The sequence below is a fragment of the Bacillus sp. URHA0034 genome (assembly GCF_056280405.1).
Window position 1 is genome coordinate 1,406,248 of the sequence record NZ_JBWCDK010000002.1, and the last position, 24,595, is coordinate 1,430,842.

General features: G+C 37.6%; 17 protein-coding genes. All 17 read right to left on the reverse strand.

The window, feature by feature from the left end; all coding sequences use genetic code 11:
- Positions 1 to 47 precede the first annotated feature (47 nt).
- On the reverse strand, positions 48 to 968 hold the full coding sequence (locus ACZ9EE_RS08915) for an aldo/keto reductase (protein ID WP_476026307.1): 921 nt from the start codon (positions 966 to 968) through the stop codon (positions 48 to 50).
- 84 nt (positions 969 to 1,052) lie between these two features.
- Positions 1,053 to 2,027 carry an AraC family transcriptional regulator gene (locus ACZ9EE_RS08920; RefSeq protein ID WP_476026309.1) on the reverse strand — a complete coding sequence of 325 codons (975 nt, stop codon included), beginning with the start codon at positions 2,025 to 2,027 and terminating at the stop codon, positions 1,053 to 1,055.
- A 147-nt stretch (positions 2,028 to 2,174) separates the two neighbouring features.
- Positions 2,175 to 3,476 (reverse strand): MFS transporter, encoded by a 1,302-nt coding sequence (locus ACZ9EE_RS08925; RefSeq protein WP_476026311.1) that lies wholly within the window; start codon positions 3,474 to 3,476, stop codon positions 2,175 to 2,177.
- Positions 3,477 to 3,543: 67 nt separating this feature from the next.
- Positions 3,544 to 3,858, reverse strand: a complete 315-nt coding sequence (gene rhaM / locus ACZ9EE_RS08930; RefSeq protein ID WP_476026313.1) for an L-rhamnose mutarotase — start codon at positions 3,856 to 3,858, stop codon at positions 3,544 to 3,546.
- A 166-nt stretch (positions 3,859 to 4,024) separates the two neighbouring features.
- Positions 4,025 to 5,665: a response regulator transcription factor gene (locus tag ACZ9EE_RS08935; RefSeq protein WP_476026315.1), complete on the reverse strand. Its 1,641-nt coding sequence runs from the start codon at positions 5,663 to 5,665 to the stop codon at positions 4,025 to 4,027.
- Positions 5,662 to 7,503: a cache domain-containing sensor histidine kinase gene (locus ACZ9EE_RS08940; RefSeq protein ID WP_476026317.1), complete on the reverse strand. Its 1,842-nt coding sequence runs from the start codon at positions 7,501 to 7,503 to the stop codon at positions 5,662 to 5,664. The genes ACZ9EE_RS08935 and ACZ9EE_RS08940 overlap by 4 nt, the downstream gene beginning before the upstream one ends.
- On the reverse strand, positions 7,493 to 8,479 hold the full coding sequence (locus ACZ9EE_RS08945; RefSeq protein ID WP_476026319.1) for an autoinducer 2 ABC transporter substrate-binding protein: 987 nt from the start codon (positions 8,477 to 8,479) through the stop codon (positions 7,493 to 7,495). The genes ACZ9EE_RS08940 and ACZ9EE_RS08945 overlap by 11 nt, the downstream gene beginning before the upstream one ends.
- Positions 8,480 to 8,643: 164 nt before the next feature.
- Complete coding sequence (locus tag ACZ9EE_RS08950; protein WP_476026321.1) at positions 8,644 to 8,886, reverse strand: hypothetical protein; 243 nt, start codon at positions 8,884 to 8,886, stop codon at positions 8,644 to 8,646.
- 3 nt (positions 8,887 to 8,889) lie between these two features.
- Positions 8,890 to 9,717, reverse strand: coding sequence for a rhamnulose-1-phosphate aldolase (rhaD, locus tag ACZ9EE_RS08955; RefSeq protein WP_476032907.1), 828 nt, complete (start codon positions 9,715 to 9,717; stop codon positions 8,890 to 8,892).
- A gap of 215 nt (positions 9,718 to 9,932) precedes the next feature.
- Positions 9,933 to 12,767 (reverse strand): family 78 glycoside hydrolase catalytic domain, encoded by a 2,835-nt coding sequence (locus ACZ9EE_RS08960; protein ID WP_476026323.1) that lies wholly within the window; start codon positions 12,765 to 12,767, stop codon positions 9,933 to 9,935.
- Positions 12,768 to 12,853: 86 nt separating this feature from the next.
- Complete coding sequence (locus ACZ9EE_RS08965) at positions 12,854 to 13,747, reverse strand: carbohydrate ABC transporter permease (RefSeq protein WP_476026325.1); 894 nt, start codon at positions 13,745 to 13,747, stop codon at positions 12,854 to 12,856.
- Complete coding sequence (locus tag ACZ9EE_RS08970) at positions 13,747 to 14,613, reverse strand: carbohydrate ABC transporter permease (RefSeq protein ID WP_476026327.1); 867 nt, start codon at positions 14,611 to 14,613, stop codon at positions 13,747 to 13,749. Before ACZ9EE_RS08970 ends, ACZ9EE_RS08965 begins: the two co-directional genes overlap by 1 nt.
- A gap of 87 nt (positions 14,614 to 14,700) precedes the next feature.
- Positions 14,701 to 16,023 (reverse strand): ABC transporter substrate-binding protein, encoded by a 1,323-nt coding sequence (locus tag ACZ9EE_RS08975; protein ID WP_476026329.1) that lies wholly within the window; start codon positions 16,021 to 16,023, stop codon positions 14,701 to 14,703.
- Between the two features lie 197 nt (positions 16,024 to 16,220).
- The gene (locus ACZ9EE_RS08980; protein ID WP_476026330.1) at positions 16,221 to 17,519 is read right to left on the reverse strand and encodes an ABC transporter substrate-binding protein; all 1,299 of its coding nucleotides are present in this window, start codon (positions 17,517 to 17,519) and stop codon (positions 16,221 to 16,223) included.
- A 63-nt stretch (positions 17,520 to 17,582) separates the two neighbouring features.
- Positions 17,583 to 19,070, reverse strand: coding sequence for a response regulator (locus ACZ9EE_RS08985; RefSeq protein ID WP_476026332.1), 1,488 nt, complete (start codon positions 19,068 to 19,070; stop codon positions 17,583 to 17,585).
- On the reverse strand, positions 19,048 to 20,613 hold the full coding sequence (locus tag ACZ9EE_RS08990) for a sensor histidine kinase (protein WP_476026334.1): 1,566 nt from the start codon (positions 20,611 to 20,613) through the stop codon (positions 19,048 to 19,050). Before ACZ9EE_RS08990 ends, ACZ9EE_RS08985 begins: the two co-directional genes overlap by 23 nt.
- Before the next feature lie 469 nt (positions 20,614 to 21,082).
- On the reverse strand, positions 21,083 to 24,526 hold the full coding sequence (locus tag ACZ9EE_RS08995; RefSeq protein ID WP_476026336.1) for a glycoside hydrolase family 3 C-terminal domain-containing protein: 3,444 nt from the start codon (positions 24,524 to 24,526) through the stop codon (positions 21,083 to 21,085).
- Positions 24,527 to 24,595 lie beyond the last annotated feature (69 nt).

Below are 24,595 nucleotides of genomic sequence, written 5' to 3' on the forward strand. Positions count from 1 at the left end.
ATTGAAAACGGGCTGAAATTATTCAGCCCGTTTTTTGCTTATATAACTTATGGAATCATATTGCCTGCAGCTTTATAAATCTGATACCATTCTTCTCTTGTTAATCGGATATCAGAGCCTTGACACGCGTCTTTTAGGCGCTCAACTTTAGTAGTTCCTAGCACCACCTGAATATTAGCCGGGTGGCGTGTGATCCAAGCAGTCGCAATGGCCGTATTGGTCACACCATATTTTCCGGCGATACGGTCAACTACCTCGTTAAGCTCCGGATAGTGCTCTAAATCACCTAAGAAAGACCCGCCAAAGAAGCCATGCTGGTAAGGAGACCAGGCTTGGATGGTAATGTCGTTTAAGCGGCAGTATTCCAAAACACTCATATCGCGGTTAATCGCTTGGTCAACCTTCATGTTAAGGGTTACCCCTGAGTCAATTATTGGTGTGTGGGCAATACTCAACTGTAGTTGATTCACTACTAACTTATGTGAAGTGTATTTTTGCAATAGTTCTATTTGAGCAGGATTATGATTGGAAACTCCAAAATATCTAACCTTCCCGCTCGTGTGTAGTTCTTCAAATGCTTCTGCAACCTCAGCAGGTTCCATTAATGGATCAGGACGATGAAGGAGGAGAATATCAAGATATTCTGTATTTAATCTCTTTAATATTCCATCCACTGACTCAATAATATGCTCTTTGGAAAAATCAAAGTAGCCGTTACGAATCCCGCATTTACTCTGTAAAATCATCTTTTCGCGGATAGAAGTATTCAATTGAATCGCTTCAGAAAAAATCTCCTCCGATTTACCCTTCCCATAAATATCAGCGTGATCAAAGAAATTAATTCCCTCTTCCATGGCGGAACGTATTAAGTTCTCTGCTTCAGTTATTGATAGCTGTGGTATGCGCATATTGCCCATAATAATGTTTGATGCTTGAAGATCTGTGTTTGCGATGCTTATGTATTTCAATTAAAACTCCTCCCTTCTACTTTCTCTTCCATTATACCCCACGATGAAAGCGCGTACCAATGATTCAAACTTTGTTTAAACCAGTTATGTTTTCTTTACTGCCTGTTCTCTGAATTCTTTTGGTGTCCGGCCATACTTTCCTTTAAAAATACGATAAAAATAGCTGATATTATCATAGCCAACTTCCTCTACAATCGTAGAAATGGACATCTCAGTACTCTCTAATAATTCTTTTGCTTTTACGAGCCGTCTTTCCTGAAGTAATTCTTTGAAGGTGTGAGAGGTTGCTTTTTTTATTGTTTTACTTAGCCCATAGTGAGATTGGTTTAGTTTATTAGCTAACTCATATAAAGAGGCATTATTGTAATGTTCTTCAATGTATTGAAGGGACTCGACCACTAAATAGTGATTCATCGATGCCTCTTCTTTTCTTTCCACAAGGTCAGTATTCTTAATCAGTTCAATCATCAATAGACCCATGTAAAGCTTAATTGTGGATTCAGAAAATGTAGAAGGATGCATGATTTCATAAATGATTTTCCCAATCATATCCTGGATAGGCTCAACATCAGCCACTTTAAAATAAAGGAATTGTCCATTTTGCGTGTTGTTATATAGACCGCTTATTAAGAAATCACTCACAATGTTGCCTGAATTTAGGAACGAAAAAATAAAATCAAAGAAGGCAGGACGAATGATAAAGTTGATAACAATATCTTCCTTGGCACATGCTTTAATTTCATGTTCAATATGCTGATTTAGTAATAACAATTCCCCTGTTTTTAAGGTAATGGGTCTGCCTCCCGCCGTTTGCTTCAGTTCACCATTATAGACATAATTAATCTCAATATAGTCGTGCTTATGCAAAGGGAAATCCACAAATCGGGTATGCTTTCGAACCATAATCATTTTGTCTTTACTAAGAAATTTTTCACTCTCTATAACAAAGTTTGTCTTGCTCGTGTAAAGTTCTTTACTTACATTCTTGCGCTGATCGAGAATGAGTTTTTCTTCATCCGTTACCTGGAGTAGCTCATTTAATAGGACCTGGTTCAACATGACTCACCTTTTCCTAAATACAATTTTCTTATTTAAGCCAAATCATATCATATTAGGATGAACTACCTGAAAAATAAATGCAGGAACTTTAAATTAAAAACCTGGATCAACGAAAAGTTGAACCCAGGTTATGTTAACTTTATGCAATTATACAGCTTTGCCTTTAAATGCTTTTGATTTTCCAAACCGTTCTTCTTCAATTTGTTTTAATGTTTTTCCATTCGTATTCGGAGCAAGAATAATACCGATGATACAATGAATAGCCAAGAATACAAGCATTACAATACCAGCTGTTTTAAATCCTAATTTATCCATAACAGTTGGTAAAATAAATGACCAGATTGCAATACCAAGTCTTACTAAGAAGTACATTATACCTTGAGCACCAGCACGGTATTTCGTTGGGAATAATTCGCTTGCCCATAAACCGTAGAACGCTTGGGCACCGAATCCGGCAGCACTACCCCAAAGTAGAACAAAAGCAAAGAGTGAGAACCAGTTCATTCCCGTAAAGGTTAGAATTAACCAAGCGGCAATACCCATTACGGCTCCAATCCCAAACAAGGCGCGTCTGCTAAATTTGTCCCCTAATTTCATGAATACAAAATAAGTGGTTGCAACGGTTAAACTCCAGAGAAGCACTTGAAGTAAATTCGCTTGTGTACCTGTTAATCCACCAACATTTTGGTAAATATATGGCATAAAATAGCCCATCGCACCTGCTGTTAAATTCCAGAACAAATAAATTCCGATTAAAAGAAATAATGCTTCACGATTTGGTCTTAGGCTGAGTAATTGTTTTAGTACCCCTTTATTATTGCTGCTTCCTTCTTTAGCTTCTCTTTCTTTACCTTCTTTCCAGATCGCTGATTCGGATAAGCCTTGTCGGATGTACCATGTAATAAATGCAATGATTAATAAGTGGATGAAAATAATACGGCTTCCTAATAATCCTAGTGGCGCAAGCAAGACTGCTAGTAAAAAGGTAATCGCTGGACCGGTTGACCAGGCTAACTGTGCCGTACCCACATGTGCAGCTCTTTTATCGGCAGGCGCTTCCTCTGCAATATATGTCCATGAGGCTGGTACCCCAGCACCTACAGCAATTCCTGTAATAATGGTCCCGATTAATAGCATTGGGAAATTAACTGAAACAGCAATTAATAAAACACCCAGCATATAAGCCAGCAAGTCATAGGTATAAATAAATTTCCGTCCATATTTGTCACATAAATAACCGCCAAACAAAGCTCCTACTGCCGCTCCAAATGCATTGGCACTCAGTGCACTTAATAAGCCCACTGCTATATTATCTAAATGAAGATATGCTTGCCACATGGTTAAACTACTTGCAGCTGCAATGATGGATCCAGCTTCAATATAGTTCGCCATTGCAACAGAGATGGTTGCTTTCCAACCGGTCGTCTTTTTAGCACCAAACTTAGCCATTGTAATACCTCCTAATAGTTTGTTTTATACAGGAAACGGTTTCATTTTTGAAACCACTCCAAAATTACTATTCTAAATAAAAGACCTCTTCTAAATTAATCGAAACTGGACTATTGTCTGCATTCGTGTCCATTAGCGGCTCCATATAGTCCCACCATTTTTTACAGATAGCTGTTTGCGACATACGCTCCCATTTCTCTTCATCCTCAATTTCTACATACGCGAATAATCTACCAGTCTCTTTATCTAGAAAAATAGAATAATTATGTGCACCATGTGCCTTTAATTCTGCCGCCATCTCTGGCCATATTCCATCATGGCGGCGCTTATATTCATCATAACTGTCACGGTTTACAAACATGATACTAGCTTTTCTGATCATATTTATTTTCCTTTCTAGAATTTAATTTTCTTTATATTTAAAATATACCTTGATAAAACGCTTACTTGTAGGAGACAAAATTCAGTTAGGGGTGAAATTATTCAGAATGTTGGAAGGGATTACATAGCAAAAGAGTCAAGGAGAATTCCTTGACTCTTTTAACATCTTAATTGTCTGATGAAGTTTTAGCGAACTGCTCCCTAAATTGCGAAGGTGTCTGCCCTATCCATTGTTTGAATAAGCGACTAAAGTATTTTGTATCTTGATAACCCACAGATAAGGAAATATCATAAATTTTCTTATCCGTTTTCTCTAGCAGCTCCTTGGCTTTTTCTAGCCTAACGGAGGTTACATAATCTAAAATGGTCTCCCCAGTTTGGTTCTTAAAATAATCACAAAAATAGTTGGGGTTCATATAGACCTGTTGGGCAATTTTCTTAATCGAAATATTGCTCCCCAAATTATTTTTTATCCACTCTTTCGCAACCTGAATAGGATTATGCTGCTCCTTTTTCAAATCTGTCATTTTTTCCATCACTTGGACAATCCACATTTTCACCCTATCCTTCAGCTGGGTGAAATTTGCTGCATTCTTTGAAATATTTAGGGCGTCTGTTAGTAAATCAGGGTCCTCCCTATAGCCATCATTTTCAATCCAATTATTCACAATTCCGATTAATAAGTAATGAATCGTTTCATTAATCATGATGGGTGATGATAAAGATTCTATTTCACGAAAAAAGCCTTGTAATGCCTTTAGTAATTCATCTCTTTTCCCTTGTGCAAATGAATTAATCACTTGTTCTGTAAACTTTAGAATAGAAGATGAGATTCCCTTCGATTTTTGAACTTTAATGTCTTCAAACAAATCAGTCTCAAAGACTTGATTTCCTCCTTGAATCATTCGAAACTGAAGTAAGGTATGCAACTCGTTCTTCATATTACTAAATAATGCAAGATCATTAAATTCATGGCCTAGAGCAACGGATACTGTTACATGAGTTGATTTGTGTATGGAGATTCTAAGTTTCTCAGCAAATTCTCTTGAAATGGATAAAAAATTGGGAGCATAGGCTTTATCTTGAATCTGTAACATCATCCAATAATTTAACTTACTGCCCCGCCACCACCAGCTATTAATCTGGTGAACTCGAATAGAACCTGCAACTGTTTCTTCTAAAATATTTTCAATTTTTTGAGTCCAACTATTCCAATCAAATTCTCTAGTTTGTGAAAAAATCTGATCAATACTAATATGAATTAATTGATAACAGCCGCTTGGAAACTGCCGGATCCAGTCTAGATACGCAATATCCTTTTCCTCATTCCAAGTCATTTCGCTTAATAGCTGCAGCTGTTTAGTATACTCCAACTGCGAAGCCTTTTCTTGCATTATGTGCCATTCCTGCTTTTCCTTGTAAAGCATCTGAATTTTTTGTTTCACTTCATCCATCTGGATTTGAAACTGTTCCTTATCAATTGGTTTCAGAATATAATTAACAGCGCCATCTCGAAGAGCAGTCTGCAAATATTCAAAATCATCAAATCCGCTTATAAAAATGGTCAGGAAGGATAGATGGCTTTTAAGTTTTTTATTTAAGGTTAACCCATCCATTTCCGGCATCCTAATATCGGAAATGAGCAGGTCAAAAGAAAGGGATTGATTTATAACCGCGTCATAAACTTCTAATCCATCAGAAAATGTACCAACGATTTCCCATTCATCTCCTAATGAGCGAACCATTCGTTCAATCCCTCTTCGAATTCTTCCTTCATCATCAACAATAACCGTTCTTATTAGTGTCATCTTCCCTCAACATCCCCTTGTATCCCCGAATAATTTGTTACCTCACTCTTTAAGATTACGGGAATTTGTATCATGATCTCTGTCCCTTTTTCGATAGAACTATTTACTCGTAATTCATATTGAGCTCCAAACATCATCGTCACCCGGGCATGAACATTTAATATCCCAAAACCAGACTCTCTTTTTCCCATAGGGTCGGATTTTAATTTGCAATTTAATTCATCAAGCTTGTCTTCATCTATTCCTGGACCATTGTCACGAATGGTAAATAAAATATCTTTTTTTCCGTTCTTATTAAGAATTTCATCCACGAAAATTTGAATACTTAACCCTTTCCTTTTTTCCAATCCATATTTAATAGAATTCTCGACAAGAGGCTGTAAAATAAATTTTGGCGTAAAATAGGAGCAAGAATCAAGCTCCGTCTGTATCTCGTAAGAAAGTCTTTCTTCAAACCTGTATTTCTGGATTTTCAAATAGTCCTGAATATGATCAACTTCATGTGTAATCGGCACCAGCCGATCCTTGTTACTTAAAGAATAGCGGAGCATTCTGCCAAGAAGGGTGACCATTTCAACGACTGTTTCAGATTCTCCATCCTCAACGGCCATACTAATCGTTTGAAGTGTATTGTACATAAAGTGCGGGTTTATTTGCGATTGAAGAGCATATAATTCAGCGTCCTTTTGACGAATTTCAATGGAATAGTTTTTCTGAATTAAATCCCTAATTTCTGTAAGCATGGAGTCAAAGCTTTGGGCTAGAATACCAACTTCATCTTTTGAATGAACGGGAATAGAGACACTTAGATTGCCTTCCTCCACCTCTTGCATGATATGTCCCAGTTTTTTTATGGGCTTTGTGACTGACCAGGCAAGAAAAACTGATATAAGGCTCGTGATGATGACAAGTGTAAAGAAGGCCAAAATAGTTACATATCTAACCATATCCGTTCCGATGGTTAGATACTTTAATGGAATACTATGAACTAAAATCCATTTATGACGGGCTGATTTATTTATACTAATGAGTGTTTTTTCTTGAGCTGTTCCTGTCTGAAAACTTCCATTTTCCAGTGGGTAATCTTTTATTTCACTAAAAATAGAACCAATCTTTGAAGGATCTGTATGGAAAATAACCTGGCCATTCTCGTCCATCACCCACATGGTCGCATTTTTTTCTTCCTCTAAATCAGTTAAGATATCTTCAATAAATGACAATTTAACCGCTAAAAAAAGCGTTCCAAGAGATTTTCTATTATCAACATCTGTTATCTGTTTCATTAACAAAATATAGGGAGGATTACCTTCAAACTTCAGACTTGCTTGTTTAGGGAGGATGAGTTCAACTTTCTCTCCTACATCATGTTCTTCACCATATGGAAGGGAGAGATTTTCAAGATTAAATCCCTCATAGGGAATCCGCGTACTGACAAAAGATCGATTTTTTGAAAGAAGGAATGCCCCCAATATTTCTGAGCTATTATCAAGATAGGAATTCGTTAAGAAACTCTCAACTACAAATTGGTCCTGATTTAATTGAGATTGATTCTTATAGCTGCTATCTCTTAAAACAGACAAAACATCACTGGAGCTATAAATTAATTCTGGGAGTCTTTCTAACTCAGCTAAACTGTTTTCTATATTATTATTCGCTTGCTTTAATAGTTTAGGAATATATTCTCCGACTTTTTCTTCAATGGATTTTGTATATTCATAGTAAGCTAGAACACCTAAAAGGCCCATAGGAATAACCGTTAACAAGATATACGTAATAATTAGTTTTGTTGATAACCGGGAGTTATTTAATTTTATTTTTTCAAGAAGCCTAGAAATCATATTGATCGATATTCTCCCTTGTAAAATCAATGGGCAGTCCCATAATGACGGTGTCACCTTTTATTTTGATATTACCAACATTTCCGATATGCTGCCCATCCTTAAGATTATCACCATTCAATAAATCTTTCGCTAAACTAACCGTTAAATAGCCTAATTTTTTAGGGCTCCATAATGTGATCATTTGTGCTGATCCATCTTTTAGAAAACTCCGCATTAAATTAGGGGTAGAAAGCCCTGTAACAGTGACCTTGCCAGCCTTTCCCGCATCCTTAACTGCCTGGGCTGCTGCAGGAGGCCCGACTGAGGAACTACCTAAAATCCCTCTCAAATTAGGATAAGTTTTTAATAACTTTTCAGCCTCTGTGTATGATTTTTGGGGATTGTCTTCCGTCTCAACTACTTCTACTAATTTCATTTCTGGGTATACTTCTTCCTGCTGCTCGATAATATAGTTCATCCATGTTGATAAATTGGCCGCAACATGTGAACCCGTTAAAATAGCATACTCACCTTTTTCCCCCATCTTAGAGGCCAAGTTATCCATTAAGTGCCGGCCAAGATTTTCCGGGTCAACCATATTAATGAATAGCTCTCGGTATTTAGGATCTGTATCCGAATCCCAGGTAATGACTTTTATTCCTTTTTCTCTTGCCTTTTGTAAGACAGGCCCTAATCTTTCTGGATCATTGGCTGAAACAGCAATTAGGTCAACGTCTCTCTGTATGAAATCTTCAATAATATTTCGCTGTTGCTTCCAATCGGCAATAGGTGGGCCTGTGAATAATACATTAATGTTTAGGTCCTCTCCAGCTTCGATGGCCCCTTCTTCCACTGCGTTGAAATAAGGAATCCCACTTACTTTAGGAACAATGGCAATTGTGTAATCATCTTTTTCATCTTTTTTGGTCTTTTGCTCTTTCTTTTGTTCACCATTGTAGATTATTTGATATTTTCCTGAGTTTGTAGCATTCAAATCGCAACCGCTTACAAATATTACTATTAAAAAGAAAACCAAAAATGTTAAGGAGTATTTTATGTTCAGCACCTCACAAAAGAGCAACCTAAATAAATGTAAAGAAGAGGCCATCTATTCACTTGGCCTCCTTAACAGTATAACATATTTTGAAATCGTTTTTATTATTTTAATAAATTATAAAATTCCCTTAAACATGGCGATAACTTCTTCTTTAGTAGGCAGGAATGGGTTCCTGTAGCACAAGCAACTTTTAAAGAGTTAACAGAAAGTTTTTCTAAAACTACATCTTCCACCCCTAGTTCTGCGATTTTACTAGGAATGCCGACCTCTTTTGATAGAGCAATAATCGCTTCAATCACTACCTCCGCACATTGCTCATCCGTTTTACTAGCTACTTCAAGCAATTTTTAAGATATTAAGATTCCTGGTCTAGGAACAACGTTAAAAGCTTCAGCAAGGTCTTGTAACTGTTGGTCCGTAATGGTTTGTTTTTTGCCTCCTTGGGCACAAACAATCGTATAAACCTGCGCTGCTTTTTCAGCTGTTTCAATTAAGCCAAATGTTTCATCCATTGTCGCCCCAGCACCAAAAATTCCATGATGCGGCCAAACAACAAGGCGGACGTGCTCCATTTTCTCTGCTGTTGCTTCACCAATTTCATTCGTTCCTGGGATAATCCAAGGAATAACACCAACACCATCAGGGAAAACCACAATACATTCTGTACACATTTCCCAAAGTGTTTTAGTAAAGTCTTCTTCCTTCAAGCTATGTGTAAATGTCATTGCGATTAGATTTGTCGCATGGCAGTGCATGATTACACGGTGGTTTTTGTCTGCTGCTAACCGTTTCATATGATTCATAAGATGTGTTGGAAGTTCGCTTGTGGCCACTCCGCCATCTTCAAGTCCCCAAAGTATCTCATAGCTTTTTCCGTCTTCAGCAATACGGATAACCCCTAGGTTAGATGATGGATCATCTTTTACATTTTTAAAGTATTTTCCAGAGCCAGTAACGGCAAAGTATCTGCCTACAAGTCCTGATGCATCAAAATTCATTGGCACCGTTCTAACCACATTATCAACATCTAGATAAGGTAAAACTTCATATTCATTTAGTAAATAACTAATATTTCCGCCATTTCGTTCATCCCAGCCTAATCGGTACAGGTTAGAGGTAGCTTCCATCATTTCTTGGATAAATGGTGCTCTATATATTAAATTTCTCACATTCATACTCATATTCAATCTCTCCCTTTAAATATGGTCTATATATAAATTGTTGATTTATCTTGTTTACATTAGTATCATAACTCCACAACAAACATAAATCAACATAAACAAAGAATTTATTTTTGTTTTTTATTTGATTTATAACAATTTCATCATATATATATTTGTTTGTTTTTGATTAACCCCAAAAAACAGACCTTTAAGGTCTGTTTTAATGTTTAACTTATTTTCTTACCATTTACTAGAATCCTTGCATTTTTAGATGTTGTAATCTGCGCTTCAACATTATCTGGCAGAGTTATTTGCAAATCAATATAATCCCCTAAATCCTTGCAATAAATATCAATCTTTCCTTGTGGAATTGGCACGGTTCCTTTTATCCATGTTAATCCATTCAATCTGGGAGAAATCTCGACTTTGTTAAATCCCGGTTCCAATGGTTTTACACCTAAAAATAGAACTCCAAACACATAGGTCGGGGCTGCAGACCATGCGTGACAATGACTGCGGCTATAATCTCCCTCGATTAATTCCCAGCCTTCCCAACAAGTTGTTGCATCATTTTCCAGCATGTAACCATAGATATCCCTGATATTTTCTAGAACCCTGTCGTTCTGACCTAATCCCATTAAAGCTTGATAGTAGAAAAATAAGACAAACGGACTTTTAATTTGAACAAAACTCTCTGGTGGATCTATTAGATACTTTTCGATAAGAGTCTTCCGTTCTTTCTCTGCACAATTGGTTAAATACACCATTAGGTTAGTTTGTAAACTTCGTATTTTTGAAGGTGTTCCATCTTTATGGATACTATCAATAAAAACTTTTTCATCCTCGTCCCATAAATATTTGTTGATCGCCCGTTTCAATTGATTTGATAAAGTTAAAAAGTCAGCTTCATCATCATTTCCCCCTAAAATGGAAGCTAAGTAAGCTGTTTGTCTTAATGCATCCACGAGGAGCGCATTTTGATGCGTAACAATTGTATGTTCTGTATCCATTGGTGCCCAATCTAACATATTCCAAGCGGAAATTTCTAATAATCCATCTTCGTTAATAAAATGTAGAAACCGCTGAACTGTCAGCTTTAATTCGGGATAAACCTCTTTTATAAAATCTATGTCTCCCGTATATCGATAGTATTCGCGGCATGCCATCATCCAGAGAATCGACCAAGCTGTTAAAATATTCTGCCATCCACTTGGAACATGAGATTCCGGCAGCGAGGAGCGGTAAACTGACTTTGAAATTAACCTTAAACATCTTTTTACTAAATCATAGTTTCCAAAAGTATAATAATTCATTAAGGAAATGTTATACGAATCTCCTGTCCATAATGCCTGCTCATATGCTGGACAGTCGATGATGGTATCTTGTGCACACATCCGAACGGTATGCTTCGATATTTCCCAAATTTGGTTTAATAGGTAATCCGAGCTGCTAAATGTTCCTACATTTCCTGTAGGGAAAGTTGTAACATCCACTTTAATATTGAATATTTTACACGGGGTAGTTAGGTTGCGAATTGTAAGCAGCATATAACGGAAACCTCTAGGAATAAAAGACCGAAAAACTTGCCGGCCATCCTTTGCAACATATCTTAAAGAGTTATTCAATGAAAAAGTATGCTCAATTCTTCCATCATGGTGAATACTTTCAAATAAAAAGAAGTCAAAAATAGTGCCTGTTGCAGCTTCTAGTTCGAATTCAATATGACCTAGGTATTCCTTGCCAAAATCAATCAGATATTCAGTATCCCCGATTTTTTTTGGTGCGACAGTTGTATAACTTTGATTGGGCAATACCATATTTTGATGTTGAAAATCCAGGGGATACGTTTTGAGGTCTTCCTTAAAAATAGAAAGAAGACTTACATTATCTGAACAAATATGGTGGTCCGGAATTTCTTTTGCCCAGTTTTTATAAGTTTCTAAGTCGCTAATTGTTGTAACCTGCTTCATTTGTGCATATTCATTTTCTTCCGGAACCGATAAGTCGACCTGTTTGCCTATCTGAAGCAAAGTTGTTGAATAAAAGGGGCCAAATCCTAGGAATTTAGATTCCTCGCGGCTAAACGGTGCTTTCAATTTAATTTCTTCTGGGAATGTAAATGCAAGGTGTATTGTTGGTTCGTGAAAAAATCCACCGACATCAATGAGTAATAAATTAGCTCCTTTTCTTAGACTTACTTTCTCATATTTTCCATTCTGTGTTTTATACTCTTCCCCATTCAGGGTATATTCCCATTTAGCACCTGCGTGGGCATCAAAAGTCAGCGTCATATCTCCTGTTGTATCTTGTTTTGAGTGGAGTTCCGTTACTAAATAACCCTGCATAATTTTTCCTGAGTTACAGTCAAACTCACCAGGAAAAAAAGTTGGTTTTAAATCAATCGAATAGTGCTGTGATATCGGCCTCACTGCTTTTAAAGATAATACACTTTTGGGGTAAATCATTTCATTGGTTAAAGGGGGAATATCTCTAGGAATAAGAGTTTTCCATGGCCCTGACCCATAAGGGCCGATTATTTTTGCTTCTTCCCAAGCAGAATCCTCGAAAGAAAGGCTTCCCCAATCATGATCAAATCGGTTGGCATTATAAATTTCTGCCCAAGATAAACAATTGGACATTTTGACGGATTCCTTAATAAAGCCATCATGAGTGGCTGTCTTCCATCTTTCATCGGTAAGAAGGTGGCCTATGATCTGGCCTTGCTGATAAAACTCTAGTTGCGCAATGAGTCCGCCGCGCCCTTCAATGTAATGCATCGTTCCCATTCCATAATGATTTACTAATATGGAAATGACATTCTTTCCTTTTCTTAGATTGCTTAATTCATATTGGTCATAATGCCATTCGGAGGTCCAGCCACGGACAGGACCAGATCCAATTAATTCATCATTAATATAAACAAAATATTTAGTATCTGCAGATATTGATAATGTTGCTGATTCATAATCTGTGGAAATGGTAAAGGTCCTTCTGAAACAATTCCATTGATTCCTAGGATGTTCCCCGCTCTTATCCCAAATCCAATTAGCCTTCCATTCCATAAAGCTGCCTCCAATGTTAAGAACCGATTCTTATAATTAGAATGAATCGGGTCTTAACTCATATCTAATTTCTTTTTTGAAATCTCTTATTTAACCGATCCTGCTGTCATGCCAGCAACAATTTTTTTATTGAAGATAATAAATAGGATAAGCGGTGGAATAGAGATGACTAGAATATTTGTAAAAAGTAGATTCCACTGAGTAATGTACATACTCATGAAATTATAGAGTGTTAACTGTAATGTAGCGTTTTCTGCACCAGGGAAGAAATATAATGGATTCACAAAATCATTGTAGACACTCACTGCTGTTAAAACAATAACCGTCGCTGAAACTGGTTTAAGCAATGGTAATATGATATTTAAAAATAATCGGAACCTTCCACACCCATCTATTAGGGCAGCCTCATCAAGAGATTTGGGGATTGTAACCATAAACCCTCGATACAATATAATCGTAAAAGGCAAGTTTAATGCTACCTCAATCAGGACAATTCCCGGCATTGTTTTAAAAAGTCCAATTTCTTGAAGTACCCATATAGTTGGGACTACTGCCGGTGGAATAATTAGCCCCGCAAGTATCAAAAAATTAATAAATGGCGTTACTTTTGTTACCTTCCGTTGTAATACATAGCCGGCAGCGGATCCAAATATAATTAGGAGAATAATCGATAATCCAGTAATCATCACACTGTTATAAAATGCACGAAGAATCATGCTATCTCTCGCATTTATAACCTCTTGCAAATTCTCGATAATATGGGAGGAACTTGGCCAGGCCATATTCAACAATGATGATTCCTGGATATCTTTAAACGCATTAATAATAACAAAATAAAATGGTATTCCAAAGATCGCCAATGTTGCTAAAATAGCGAAACTTTCAACCAAAAGCTTCCTTAGCTTTTTGCGAGTCTTCACCTTACTTTTCTCTGAAACTATTGGCTTTGTTTCTACATCACTTATGACAACCTTGCTCATTACAAGTCCACCTCTTTACTATTGAGATAAGCATATAGAGGGAAGGCTAGCGCAGATACCAGTACGAAAAGAATGACATTTCCAGCTGTTGAAAGACCGAAAAAACCGGACTGGTATTGCTTATATATAATGGAGGCAATCAGGTCTGTACTAAAGCCTGGTCCTCCTTTTGTCATTGTCCAGATTAAGTCAAAGGAACGTAGGCCTCCAATAAAGGAAAGAATAATAACTGTATTCGTCGCAGGCCGGCTTAGAGGTAAGATGATACTCTTAAATTTATGCCATGCGTTTCCTCCATCTATCATAAGTGCCTCATAGTATTCTTCTGGGATCGACATAATACCAGCAATAAAAATGACAGTCGCCATTCCAATCCCTTTCCAAACATCAACCAATGCAACAGATATCAGGGCAATTTTTGTATTACCTAACCAGTCTGGTCCGACAATTCCTAAGCCTTTAAGGACAATATTGATAAGTCCTTGTGAAGGATGCATCAACATCGTAAACGCGATTCCCACAGCTATCGTACTTAACAAAGTAGGAAAGAAGATCATTGAACGAATAAATCCAACTGTTTTTAGCTTTGAGCTAAGGAAAACACCTAATAAAAGACCAAGAATCACTTTCAAACCACATGTTACTACCGCATATATCAAGGTATTTTTAAAACCAATATTTAAAGAAGGTTCTGTTAAGAATGTTTTAAAGTTTTCAAAGCCTATAAATTTCCAGTCTGTTAACGTCCACCATGTCATACTGAAAAACAGTGACATAATGGTAGGCAACAAGAAAAAGACAAAATAAACGATACCCGCAGGTAATAGGAAGTAGTACGTATACGTTTTATTTGCTAACTTATTCATTTGCTGCTCCTCCCTTCAACCCTTTAATAAGATACTGGCCCTGCTAGAAACTAGTCAGGGCCAGTAAATGAATAGATTAAATAGAGATTACCACCCTTTTAGACCTAGTTGTTTTGCTTGTTTTTCAATATCTTTGTCGTATAGTTTGGCACCGTCTAATGCAGAACTGATTCCACTTCCTACTTGTGTTGTAATTTGCTCTAAGTTTGGTCCCTTAACCGGGCTAAGGAATTCAAGCGCTGGAGCCGTTTTTCCTGATTCAAAATATGGAAGCATATCCTTAACTGCAGGATAAACATCATCGGAAAGCTTGATCCCTTTTATGGCAACCGGTCCAGTTGGTTTGATTTTTGATGTATATAAATCAATTCCTTCTTGAGAAACATAAAACTCTAAAAATTTCTTAGCTGCAGCGATATGCTCACTATTTTTATTGATAAAGATTCCTGCAGGCATCCACACTGTTAAACCATTTTTATCAGCACTGTCGCTTGGTTGTGGGAAGAATCCAATATCCTGCATTTTGTCTGGGGAAGTCGCCGCAAGATTAGCCAATGCAAAAGTAATCATCGGGTATTGCACGCCAGTACCATCAGCTAACATTTTTAAACCTGCATCATAACCAGTTGCAAGGAAATCCTTATTTAAATAACCTTTTTTATAAACCTCTGCTAACTTTTCAAAACTGCGGAGTGCAGCAGGAGTAGTAGCAATTTTTGCTTTATTAGCTGTATAGTCATCTGCGAAATTGGGATCTTCTGCAAGAACATTATAGTTATCTGCTAGAAAAATAACCTGGGAGGTCCAAGTATCTTTATATGTTGCAATAACAGCTGTTTTCCCAGCTTGTTTAATTTTTTCGTTATTAGCCATCAAATCATCCCATGTTTTTGGAACGGAAAGACCTAGTTCTGCATAAACCTTTTTGTTATATAACCAGCCGCCGGCATTCGTTGGAGTGCCGGGAATTCCAAACACCTTTCCATTTGAAGAAACTGCTTTTTTATAATCGTCCATGATGTTTTGCATAAAGGATTCTTTGCTAAGGTCAACAAAATTCTGTTCAGGGTTTAGTGCCTGTAACTGTGACCCTGAGTTATTCCAAACCAAATCTGTCATGTCACCGGTAGCCAAACGAGTTTTTATGATATTATCACCCTCTGAGCCACCCGGACGAGTCTCAATTTCTACTTTAATATTATTCTTCTTTTCAAATGCAGCGATAATCGCATTGATTCCATCTAATTGTGTTTGATTATCAATAAGAAATGTTATTTTTTCTTTATCATTACTCTTGGTGCCTCCACCTGATGTGGCTTCTTCTTTACTACTGCATCCTGCTAAAATCCCGGCCATTAGCACACTACTTAGCAAGAATGAGACAACCTTTTTCCTTTTATTTAGGAACATCTTTTCTCCCCCTTGTATGATCTAATCATAACCACTAAGATTTTTTTCATATCTTAGTAATTAATTTAATTTTAAGCGCTTTCAAAACAAATTTTAAGTGATGCTTTTTTTGGATATACGTCCGTATTTTTTAGATAAAAAAAATAGTCTTCCTCATATTGATAAATGAAAGAAAGACTAGATTTAAAAACACTCATTTACCAGCCGGTAAGTCCCAGCTGCTTTGCTTGCTTTTCCACATCTTGATCGTATAGCTGTGCACCTGCTTTTGCTGAAATGGAACCAGTGCCTACCAGTTTCGTAATTTCCGGTAAATTTGGACCTTTTAAGGGGCTAAGATTTTCAAGAGCCGGAGTTGTTTTTCCATAATTAAAATAGGGAAGCATGTCCTTTACTGCCGGTATAGCATCATTGGGAACAATCTTACCTTTTATAGAATGCGAGCCGACAGGAATCCTTTCATTAAGCAACGATTTCACTCCTTCGGTAGAAACAAAATAGGCTAACCACTTTTTGGCAGCTTCTAAATGCTGTGTATTCCTATTCACATAAATGGCAGCTGGCATAAAGATTGTTAATCCGATTTTGTTAGAGTTATCGCCAGGCTGAGGAAAGAATCCAATATCATTAATTTTTCCGGGATAATTGGCTGCAATCGTATTTAATATTCCCGAAAGCATCGGGTATTGCACACCAGTTCCTTCAATGAGCATTTTTATACCGTCCTTATAGGTTGCAGATTGGAAATCCTTATTTAAGAACCCCTTTTTGTATACTTCCGATAATTTCTCAAAACTTCTTAATGCTGCAGGTGTCGTAGAAAACTTTGCTTTATTAGCTGAAAAATCTGCTGCAAAAGTTGGATCCTCAGAAATAACATTGTGGTTATCAGCAACAACAATTAGCTGTGAAGTCCAATCATCCTTATACGTGCCAATGACTGCAGTTTTTCCAGCGGCTTTAATTTTTTCACTATTTGCGATTAATTCAGCCCATGTTTTTGGAACAGCTAGGCCTAGCTCGTGATATACCTTTTTGTTATATAACCAACCTCCCGCAATGGCACTACCCATTGGAAGGCCGAATACTTTACCGTTTATAGTAACCGACTTCTTAAAAGGGGCTGCTATTTTTTCCATATACCGCTCATTTGTCAAATCAACAAAATATTCCTCCGGATTTAGCGCTTGCAAAAGCGAACCGGAATTATAGATAACCAAATCGGCCATATCACCTGTTGCTAATCGTGTTTTCATGACCTGATGGCCTTCCACTCCACTCGGACGTGTTTCAATTTCTGTTTTAATATGATATTTCTTTTCAATTTTTTCAGTGACTGCTCTGATTCCGTCTTGTTCCACTTGATTATCAATTAAAAGGCTTAAGGTAACCTCTTTTGCGTTTGAATTATTATAGGTGTTTCCATTATTACTGCTGCAGGCTGCTACAATGCCTAAAAAAAGAAATATACTTGAAATTACAGCTGATATTTTCATATTGGTAAACATACACATTTCCGCTCTTTCTATCATTCTGTTTCATTATTTTATTTATAAGAATTAAAAAGAATCTCGATATTGACCAGGATTGACACCAACATGCTTCTTAAATAATTCAGAGAAATGTCTATAAGTATGGTAACCTACCTTTTCACTAACATCCGCTACTTTTTTACCGTCCTGTAAGAGTTCCTTTGCCCGCTCCATCCGCAGCTTAGTCAAATATTTAATATAAGAAAGCTTCATTTCTTCCTTAAAAAGAAGACTAAAATAAGTAGGATTCATGCCGACAAACTCTGCAACGTCCTGTAAGGTCAGATCTTTAGAATAATTTCTTTCTATATAAGTACATGCTTTTTCAACGGCATCATGTTTCTTATCCTTCCGTATCCGAAGAAACCAGTCAATAATCATTTCCATTTGTGACTTTAGCCAACTGAACATTTTCTCTTTTGTATTTAATAATCGTATGTCTACATGCGGCAGATAATTTACTTGACTAATAAGGGATATATCCTCACCTGTTTCTTTTGCTACTTCCATGCCGAGATAAATAAGCTTTAAGATCTCACGCTCTATCACGTCTGGATTTAAGCGTTGTAACTGAATTTTGCTGATAAATTCATCTAGCTGTTGGAAAAGCCCTTCTTTATCACCCGTTCGTAAATAGAAAATAATAGCTTCTTCTTGTTCCGAGAGGTCACCGGGAATATTAGGATTTTCTCCTATTTCCTCAAATCGTGTCCAGTCCTCCTGTTCCATAAACTGTCCATATCGTAATGCCTGTAATGCTTCTTTGTAACTTTTTGGTGCGTCTATAAGATTTGGATAGGTTCGCCCCGATCCTATCGTAATTCCATATTCGCTTGGCCAATATAATAGCTGATTCAGCAGTTCTGAGGAATCATCTATAAGATGAAAAATGACTAGTAAGTATTCTGCTCCATTGCGAATATATACAGGAAAGTAAGAAGAATGACTTGGTAAGACAGGACTTTTTTCTGACAATGCCAAAACAGTAACCGCCTTAATATCCTTAATTTCCTCTTCAAAGCTTTTTCTCCACTTAGGTAATGCCTCATCACCCTGAAGAAGTAAATCAAGGGTTGCTTTTTCTATCAGCTCGATTCGGCTATCCTCCCATTTTTCCTCTAGAGAAAGTACCGTTTTCTGGTGATGTAATTTTTCCAGTATTCTTTGGATTGTATCGTCCATCATAGGAATGGTAATCGGCTTTTCAAGATAATCCGATACACCCAGCCTGATAGCTTTTTTCACATATTCAAATTCATTGAATCCGCTAAAAACAACACAAATAATCTCAGGTGCAGCCTCTAGAATCTTTTCTACAACCTCCAAGCCATTCATACCCGGCATTCGGATATCCGTAAAAACAATATCAGGTGAATGTGTTTCAACTAGATCGATTGCAGCGTATCCATTACTAGCTGTACCCACCAGCTCAATTCCATACTTTGACCAGTTTATCATTTTTTGCAGCCCCTGAAGAACAATGTATTCATCATCAAACAACACTGCTTTTAGCAACCATTACTCCCCCTTTCCATTCATCACGAAAACTAATCTCTATACAAGTTCCTTCATTAACCTTACTTGAGATGAAAAGTGTACTGTCTTCTCCGTAAAACAATTTAAGTCTCTCCCGAACATTCTTTATTCCATAGCCGTATTTGGTTTTCTCTAAGTCCTGTATTCCCACTCCATTATCCTTAATAGTAAAGGTAACCCATCCCTCTGAAATTCTCCCTATTAATTTAATGGTTCCTTCCCCCACTTTTGTCTCTAAACCATGGTAAATAGCATTTTCGATAAACGGTTGAAGCAACAGCTTAAGGATGGGTTTATCCAATAAGGCTGAGTCAACATCTTCTATATAACGAAAACGGTTATGATAACGAAAATTTTGGATGGTCAAATAATGGTGAATATGCTCCAATTCCTTCGATATGGGGATCATATCTTCTCCATTGTTTAAACTTAGTTTAAAACTTTGTGATAAAGCAACGGTGAGTTCTGCGATATCTTCATTGTTTTGTAAGATCGCCATCCAGTAAATAGAATCGAGTGTATTATATAAAAAATGCGGTTTAATTTGGGCTTGCAAAGCACGAAGCTCAGCTTCCCGTTCTTTTAACTGTGAGTGGACCAGCCGCTCATTTAATTCTTTATTTTCAACAGTTATTCTTTGAAATGTTTCTCCAATGACGCCAATTGTGTCATTTTCATTGTCTTGTCCAGACCCCCACAGCCCTTTAGCCCAATCAACCGTCATCTTTTTTAATTGAACCCACGGCCTTGCAACTTTACCAGATAAAACATAAGAGATTAATAAAGCTGCCAAAGCAATAATAGTAGAAATACATGCCGTAATAATCCCAATTTTATTAGACTGTTTTAAGAGTTCTTTTTCTTTTGTAATATTGGCGAAGGTCCATCCTGTCGTATTATTGGTGTAGCTACTAATCAGATAGCCCTTTTGTTCTAAGTGTTGAAACATAGATGAGGAGTTCTTCCCTAGAGACAACTCCCTATCCAATGAAGGAGAATTATTAAAAACAGTATTTACTCCATTTTGTGATGAATCGATTACAGCTATAAAGCTATTGCTATCATCATTTAAAACTCTAGCAAACATAGATTTTTTAATATTTACAACTAATAGGCCAATTTGCTTGGGATTAAAAACATTCTGTGGGTCACGTAATAGTTTAACCGAAGAAAAAGTAGTCTCATCTGCTGTATTTACTAAGACATTATAACTGAAGAAAGTTGGCCTTCCCTGAGCCTTAACACTTTTTTTATACCAATCCGAATTAGATATCTCCTTGTACATATTGTTAATGTCATAGTTGCCAATACTATTGTGGTTTCCATAACACACTGGTCGAAAATGAACATCAAATAAGCAGACTGAATCAATATCTTCCGTATCAATAAAATAACTAGAAATTAAATCCTGCATTCGTTTGGTTGTATTCTCGTCTAATACATTCTTCCCCACTTCTGAAAAAGCAGCACTATCAATTAATTCTTCGCGAACACTATTGCTCCATGAGATAACACGTTCCATATTAATGATATTTCGGAACAATAGGTCCGTCACCTCACTAGAGGTCCGAAGATTATTTCCAGTCGTTTCAACCTGATTTTGAACTAGTGTATTTTTGGCTATATTAAAGGATATAAAACCCAATAATAAAAGAGGAAATATGGATAGACAGAGCATAATAATAAAGTATTTATATCTAATCTTGTCATTATTTAAAAAGTTTCCGACTCTTCTGAATACTCTTCTCATCATTGTCCACCTTTTGGAATGATTACTCTTTAACTTTTAAGAAAATTGGGTCCCTTGTTAGCTTCATCATAATCGCAGAAAAAGGGTAATTCCATATGTAAACAGAAAATTTTTTTGTTTAATATATATATTTGTTAATTTACTTCCGTTATAAAAATGTCACAGCCCCTGCCTTGTGGCAAGGGCTATGAATTATACGTCTAAAATCAAGGATTTTCTCTAGGGAAAACATTGTGGATTATTATTTTACCTTAAAAGCTAAGCTATCAATTCTAAGATCAGGTGCATCGAACTGAACGTAAATGGTATGTTGTCCTTTTGGCGCATTTTTGCCTAAGTCCACAGTAACATCTGTGTAACCAATTTCATTCACAGTAACACCTGCATTTTCAATGATAGACGTCTTTTTTCCCGTTTGTGGAACATTTATAACAGCAAAAGGGTCACTATTTACAGAATCTGCATGTAAAGTTATTTGTCCGCCAGTGGCATCTGACGCAACGGAGGCAGTTACTTTCTGTGAACCGGTCAATACTACTTTAGGCAGTGCTACCCATGAACCATCTTGTTTAGAATGGACCGCATAATACCCGCCAACAACCTTCTTGGCTTTTAAGTTTTCAGCAGTTCGAGCTTTAGATACTTCATTATAAAGCACTTCGTTCGATGAGAATGCATGATCGTAAACATTAAACGGCTTATTTGTAGGCAGTGCGGCCAGCGAGTCACCTGAAATTGATACTCCTTTCTGGGCTCGGATGTCTTGTGAAGAATCTCCGACCATAAGGCTGTAGTCTCCGTCCTCAACGATGAATTCACCCGCATTTACGTCCCAAATGGCAAAATCTTTAGGATCGACAGTAAGTGTTACTGTTTTGGTTTCTCCAGCTGCTAGTGAAACCTTTTCGAAAGCAACCAGTTGCTTTTGCGGTGCATGGCTTCCGTATGAAGATTTTTGGTTTTTGGCATATAACTGAACGACTTCAGACGTGTCTACCTGTCCGTCATTTTTGACTTTTACTGTTACTTTGAAAGGAGACTTTCCGTTAGCGCTTCCTGATGCATTAAAATCACTATACGAGAAGTGGCTGTAAGATAGGCCGTATCCAAACGGATAGGTCACTTTCGCCTTTGTATACATGTATGTCAGCTTTGATTCCTCAGGATCTGCATTTGTCATATCGACTGTATAACGAGGATCAACGCCGTCTATGGTTACAGTTGTATTCCCTTCAGGAATGGAGTACTTATTAATTGCTGGGAATGAGGACATGTCTGCATACCATGTAGATGATAAACGTCCTGTCGGTGCGTAATCCCCGTATAGTACCTGAGCTAATGCAAGAGAATCATATTGACCGCCATATGGCTGGTACACAATGGCAGATACGTTCGGATTGTTTTGAATCTTTTCCATGCCCACAGGGAAACTGGACTTCACGACAACAACCGTCTTTTTCCCTTTCGCTGCAAAAGCGGAAGAAACTTTATCAACTAATTGGTAATCAGCCTCACCCATATTTAAATCAGAGCGATCCGTGCCTTCTCCTGCACTGTGACGAGGAATTGCACCGACAAATACCACAGCATAGTCGTCTGTTTCTGCGCGCTTAACAGCATCTGCGCCCACTTCCTTAACAACTGTTTGTTCAAATTTCACATCATCATTTCGACTGGCAGCTTTCGTTTTGTTTTCAAGTGTTGATGCCGAGGTCTTCAGTTTTCCATCTGAACTGGTCGTAATAAAGCGGCCATTTGCGTAATACCAATTCGAGAAGTCACCTGTAAATCCAGTCCGGTAACCGTTCGCAATTAAAGATACGGTTTTGTCGGAATTCTCCTCCACTCGAATTGTTGGCGGGATTGCACTGGTATTACCAAGCATTTGGGCAAGATCCCAATCGTTATTTGTTAGGTTTAATGCAGTGTTATTTGAATTTTCAATTGCAGCATTCGCCGTTGTCGGAGATGTTACCCAACGGCCATTCTTTTGGGAACGCAAGCTGTAGCCCTTTTGACCCCAATCAAACACTTCAAATAATTGGGCAGGGTTATTCACATCCAATGGATTAGCGCTTGTTAAAAGTTGGGAACCTTTTGTAACATCCGCGGCATTAACATCAGCTGTAACCGTTTGGCCATTAGATTTGGACTTTAACGCGACTACTTTAGCCCCGGTGGTGTACGATACATTATTAGCCCCATTCGCTTTAATAATAGCTAACAACGGCGAGATTCCAGAGTTTTCAATGTTTGGCGTTGTTCCTACTGAGTATGTTGTTTTGAATCTTGCATCTGCATATACCCCAGAAACGGCAGCCTTTTTGTTCTTTGTGAGCGGCAAGGCTCCATCGTTCTTGAGCAATACGATACTCTCCTTCGCGGCGCGCAGAGCTACTTGCTGATGATCAGGTGTACTATATGTGGCTGGCTGCGACCTTACATCCTTCGCCTCTTGAGCAAATGGATAATTCTTAGGAATACCGTTTTCATCTACTTCATTAAATATACCTACACGAACCATTTGGTTTACATGCGGACGTGCTGCCTCGATAAGATCCTCTTTTGTAAGACCGTATTTACCCTGTTCAACGGCATTCACTATAGCAGCAACATCATCTTTGGCATTCTGCTCGTTTGGACCTGGACGGCCCGCGTTTGCCTTTGCCAAAATCATTAAAATAGTCGCGTTTGTTCGATCTGTTGCGTACTTAGTGTCATACCCATTCCCTTGCATTCCTTCTTGGAAGACAAGTTGGTCCGCATTAAAATCCGGAGAACTGTACACTCCGTATTTGGAGTAATTATTCGCATGACGTTGAAACGGTGAAAGAATGTTTGGAATTCCGTTGGTACGTCCGAAGGAGGTCATGACTCCACCGACTGATCCAGAGCTAAGCGCTTTCAAAGGACTACGGGTCTGATATTCAAAAATCGAACGCGCACTAGCACTGTTATTAGCTGTTTGACGGAACCACTGTGCATTATAAACGGAAAAATGCTTCGTACCTACTACCGCACGCATCCAGAACCCATCATTACTCTTTTCTTGATCCGTACCACTTAGACCTGCTGCCATCTTATCAATTAGAGTTCCAGCCATATAAGGATCTTCTGAGAAGCCTTCGTCAAATCGCCCGCTTAGCGGATTAATACGCATATCACTTACAACAGTGAAAGCAACAGTGGCAGAAGGATTTGCTCCGCCATGTATGTTTGACTCACCTTGTTTTACTTTTAACGTACTTATTTTCTCGCTCCCCATTACTTTTCCAATATCGGAAAGAAGATCTTTGTTCCAAGTCTCCCCCATACCAACTAACGCAGGGAAATCAGTGGATACTCCTTGAACGTTGTCAGCTGCCGAAAGAGCACCGGGTATAACTTTGCCAGCATTGGTTCCACGTTGCAAAGTATAATGATTCCTTGAACCTGTGGCATAAACTGCTGGTCCTTCTAGTCCCGTATAATCAAAATAAGCATCAACAAATTCATCTAGATGTTCTGGTACACCGTCAAAGAGAGGCATCCCATCAAAAACCCCTCCAACTTGCTTTTTAAATACAGGGATTTCTTCAGCCTTTTTCGCAGGAGCATTAAAACCAACTAAACCCGCTGCAAGTGTAGTAACGACCATAATAGATAAAGTTCTTTTTCCCATCTTAAAGAGCTGGGATTTTTTCATCTAGTTCACACTTCCTCCCCAAGAATTCTAAAGCGCTTCCATTATTCAAGAAATAGGGACCGGCCACCT

What these genes read in the sequence shown, in the direction of transcription:
- ACZ9EE_RS08920 (WP_476026309.1), bottom strand. Translation starts at nt 2,027, where the DNA reads ATGTTGAACCAGGTCCTATTAAATGAGCTACTCCAGGTAACGGATGAA.
- ACZ9EE_RS08990 (WP_476026334.1), bottom strand. Translation starts at nt 20,613, where the DNA reads ATGGAACGTGTTATCTCATGGAGCAATAGTGTTCGCGAAGAATTAATT.
- ACZ9EE_RS08960 (WP_476026323.1), bottom strand. Translation starts at nt 12,767, where the DNA reads ATGGAATGGAAGGCTAATTGGATTTGGGATAAGAGCGGGGAACATCCT.
- ACZ9EE_RS08925 (WP_476026311.1), bottom strand. Translation starts at nt 3,476, where the DNA reads ATGGCTAAGTTTGGTGCTAAAAAGACGACCGGTTGGAAAGCAACCATC.
- ACZ9EE_RS08935 (WP_476026315.1), bottom strand. Translation starts at nt 5,665, where the DNA reads ATGACACTAATAAGAACGGTTATTGTTGATGATGAAGGAAGAATTCGA.
- rhaD (WP_476032907.1), bottom strand. Translation starts at nt 9,717, where the DNA reads ATGAATGTGAGAAATTTAATATATAGAGCACCATTTATCCAAGAAATG.
- rhaM (WP_476026313.1), bottom strand. Translation starts at nt 3,858, where the DNA reads ATGATCAGAAAAGCTAGTATCATGTTTGTAAACCGTGACAGTTATGAT.
- ACZ9EE_RS08995 (WP_476026336.1), bottom strand. Translation starts at nt 24,526, where the DNA reads ATGAAAAAATCCCAGCTCTTTAAGATGGGAAAAAGAACTTTATCTATT.
- ACZ9EE_RS08965 (WP_476026325.1), bottom strand. Translation starts at nt 13,747, where the DNA reads ATGAGCAAGGTTGTCATAAGTGATGTAGAAACAAAGCCAATAGTTTCA.
- ACZ9EE_RS08975 (WP_476026329.1), bottom strand. Translation starts at nt 16,023, where the DNA reads ATGTTCCTAAATAAAAGGAAAAAGGTTGTCTCATTCTTGCTAAGTAGT.
- ACZ9EE_RS08980 (WP_476026330.1), bottom strand. Translation starts at nt 17,519, where the DNA reads ATGAAAATATCAGCTGTAATTTCAAGTATATTTCTTTTTTTAGGCATT.
- ACZ9EE_RS08970 (WP_476026327.1), bottom strand. Translation starts at nt 14,613, where the DNA reads ATGAATAAGTTAGCAAATAAAACGTATACGTACTACTTCCTATTACCT.
- ACZ9EE_RS08940 (WP_476026317.1), bottom strand. Translation starts at nt 7,503, where the DNA reads ATGATTTCTAGGCTTCTTGAAAAAATAAAATTAAATAACTCCCGGTTA.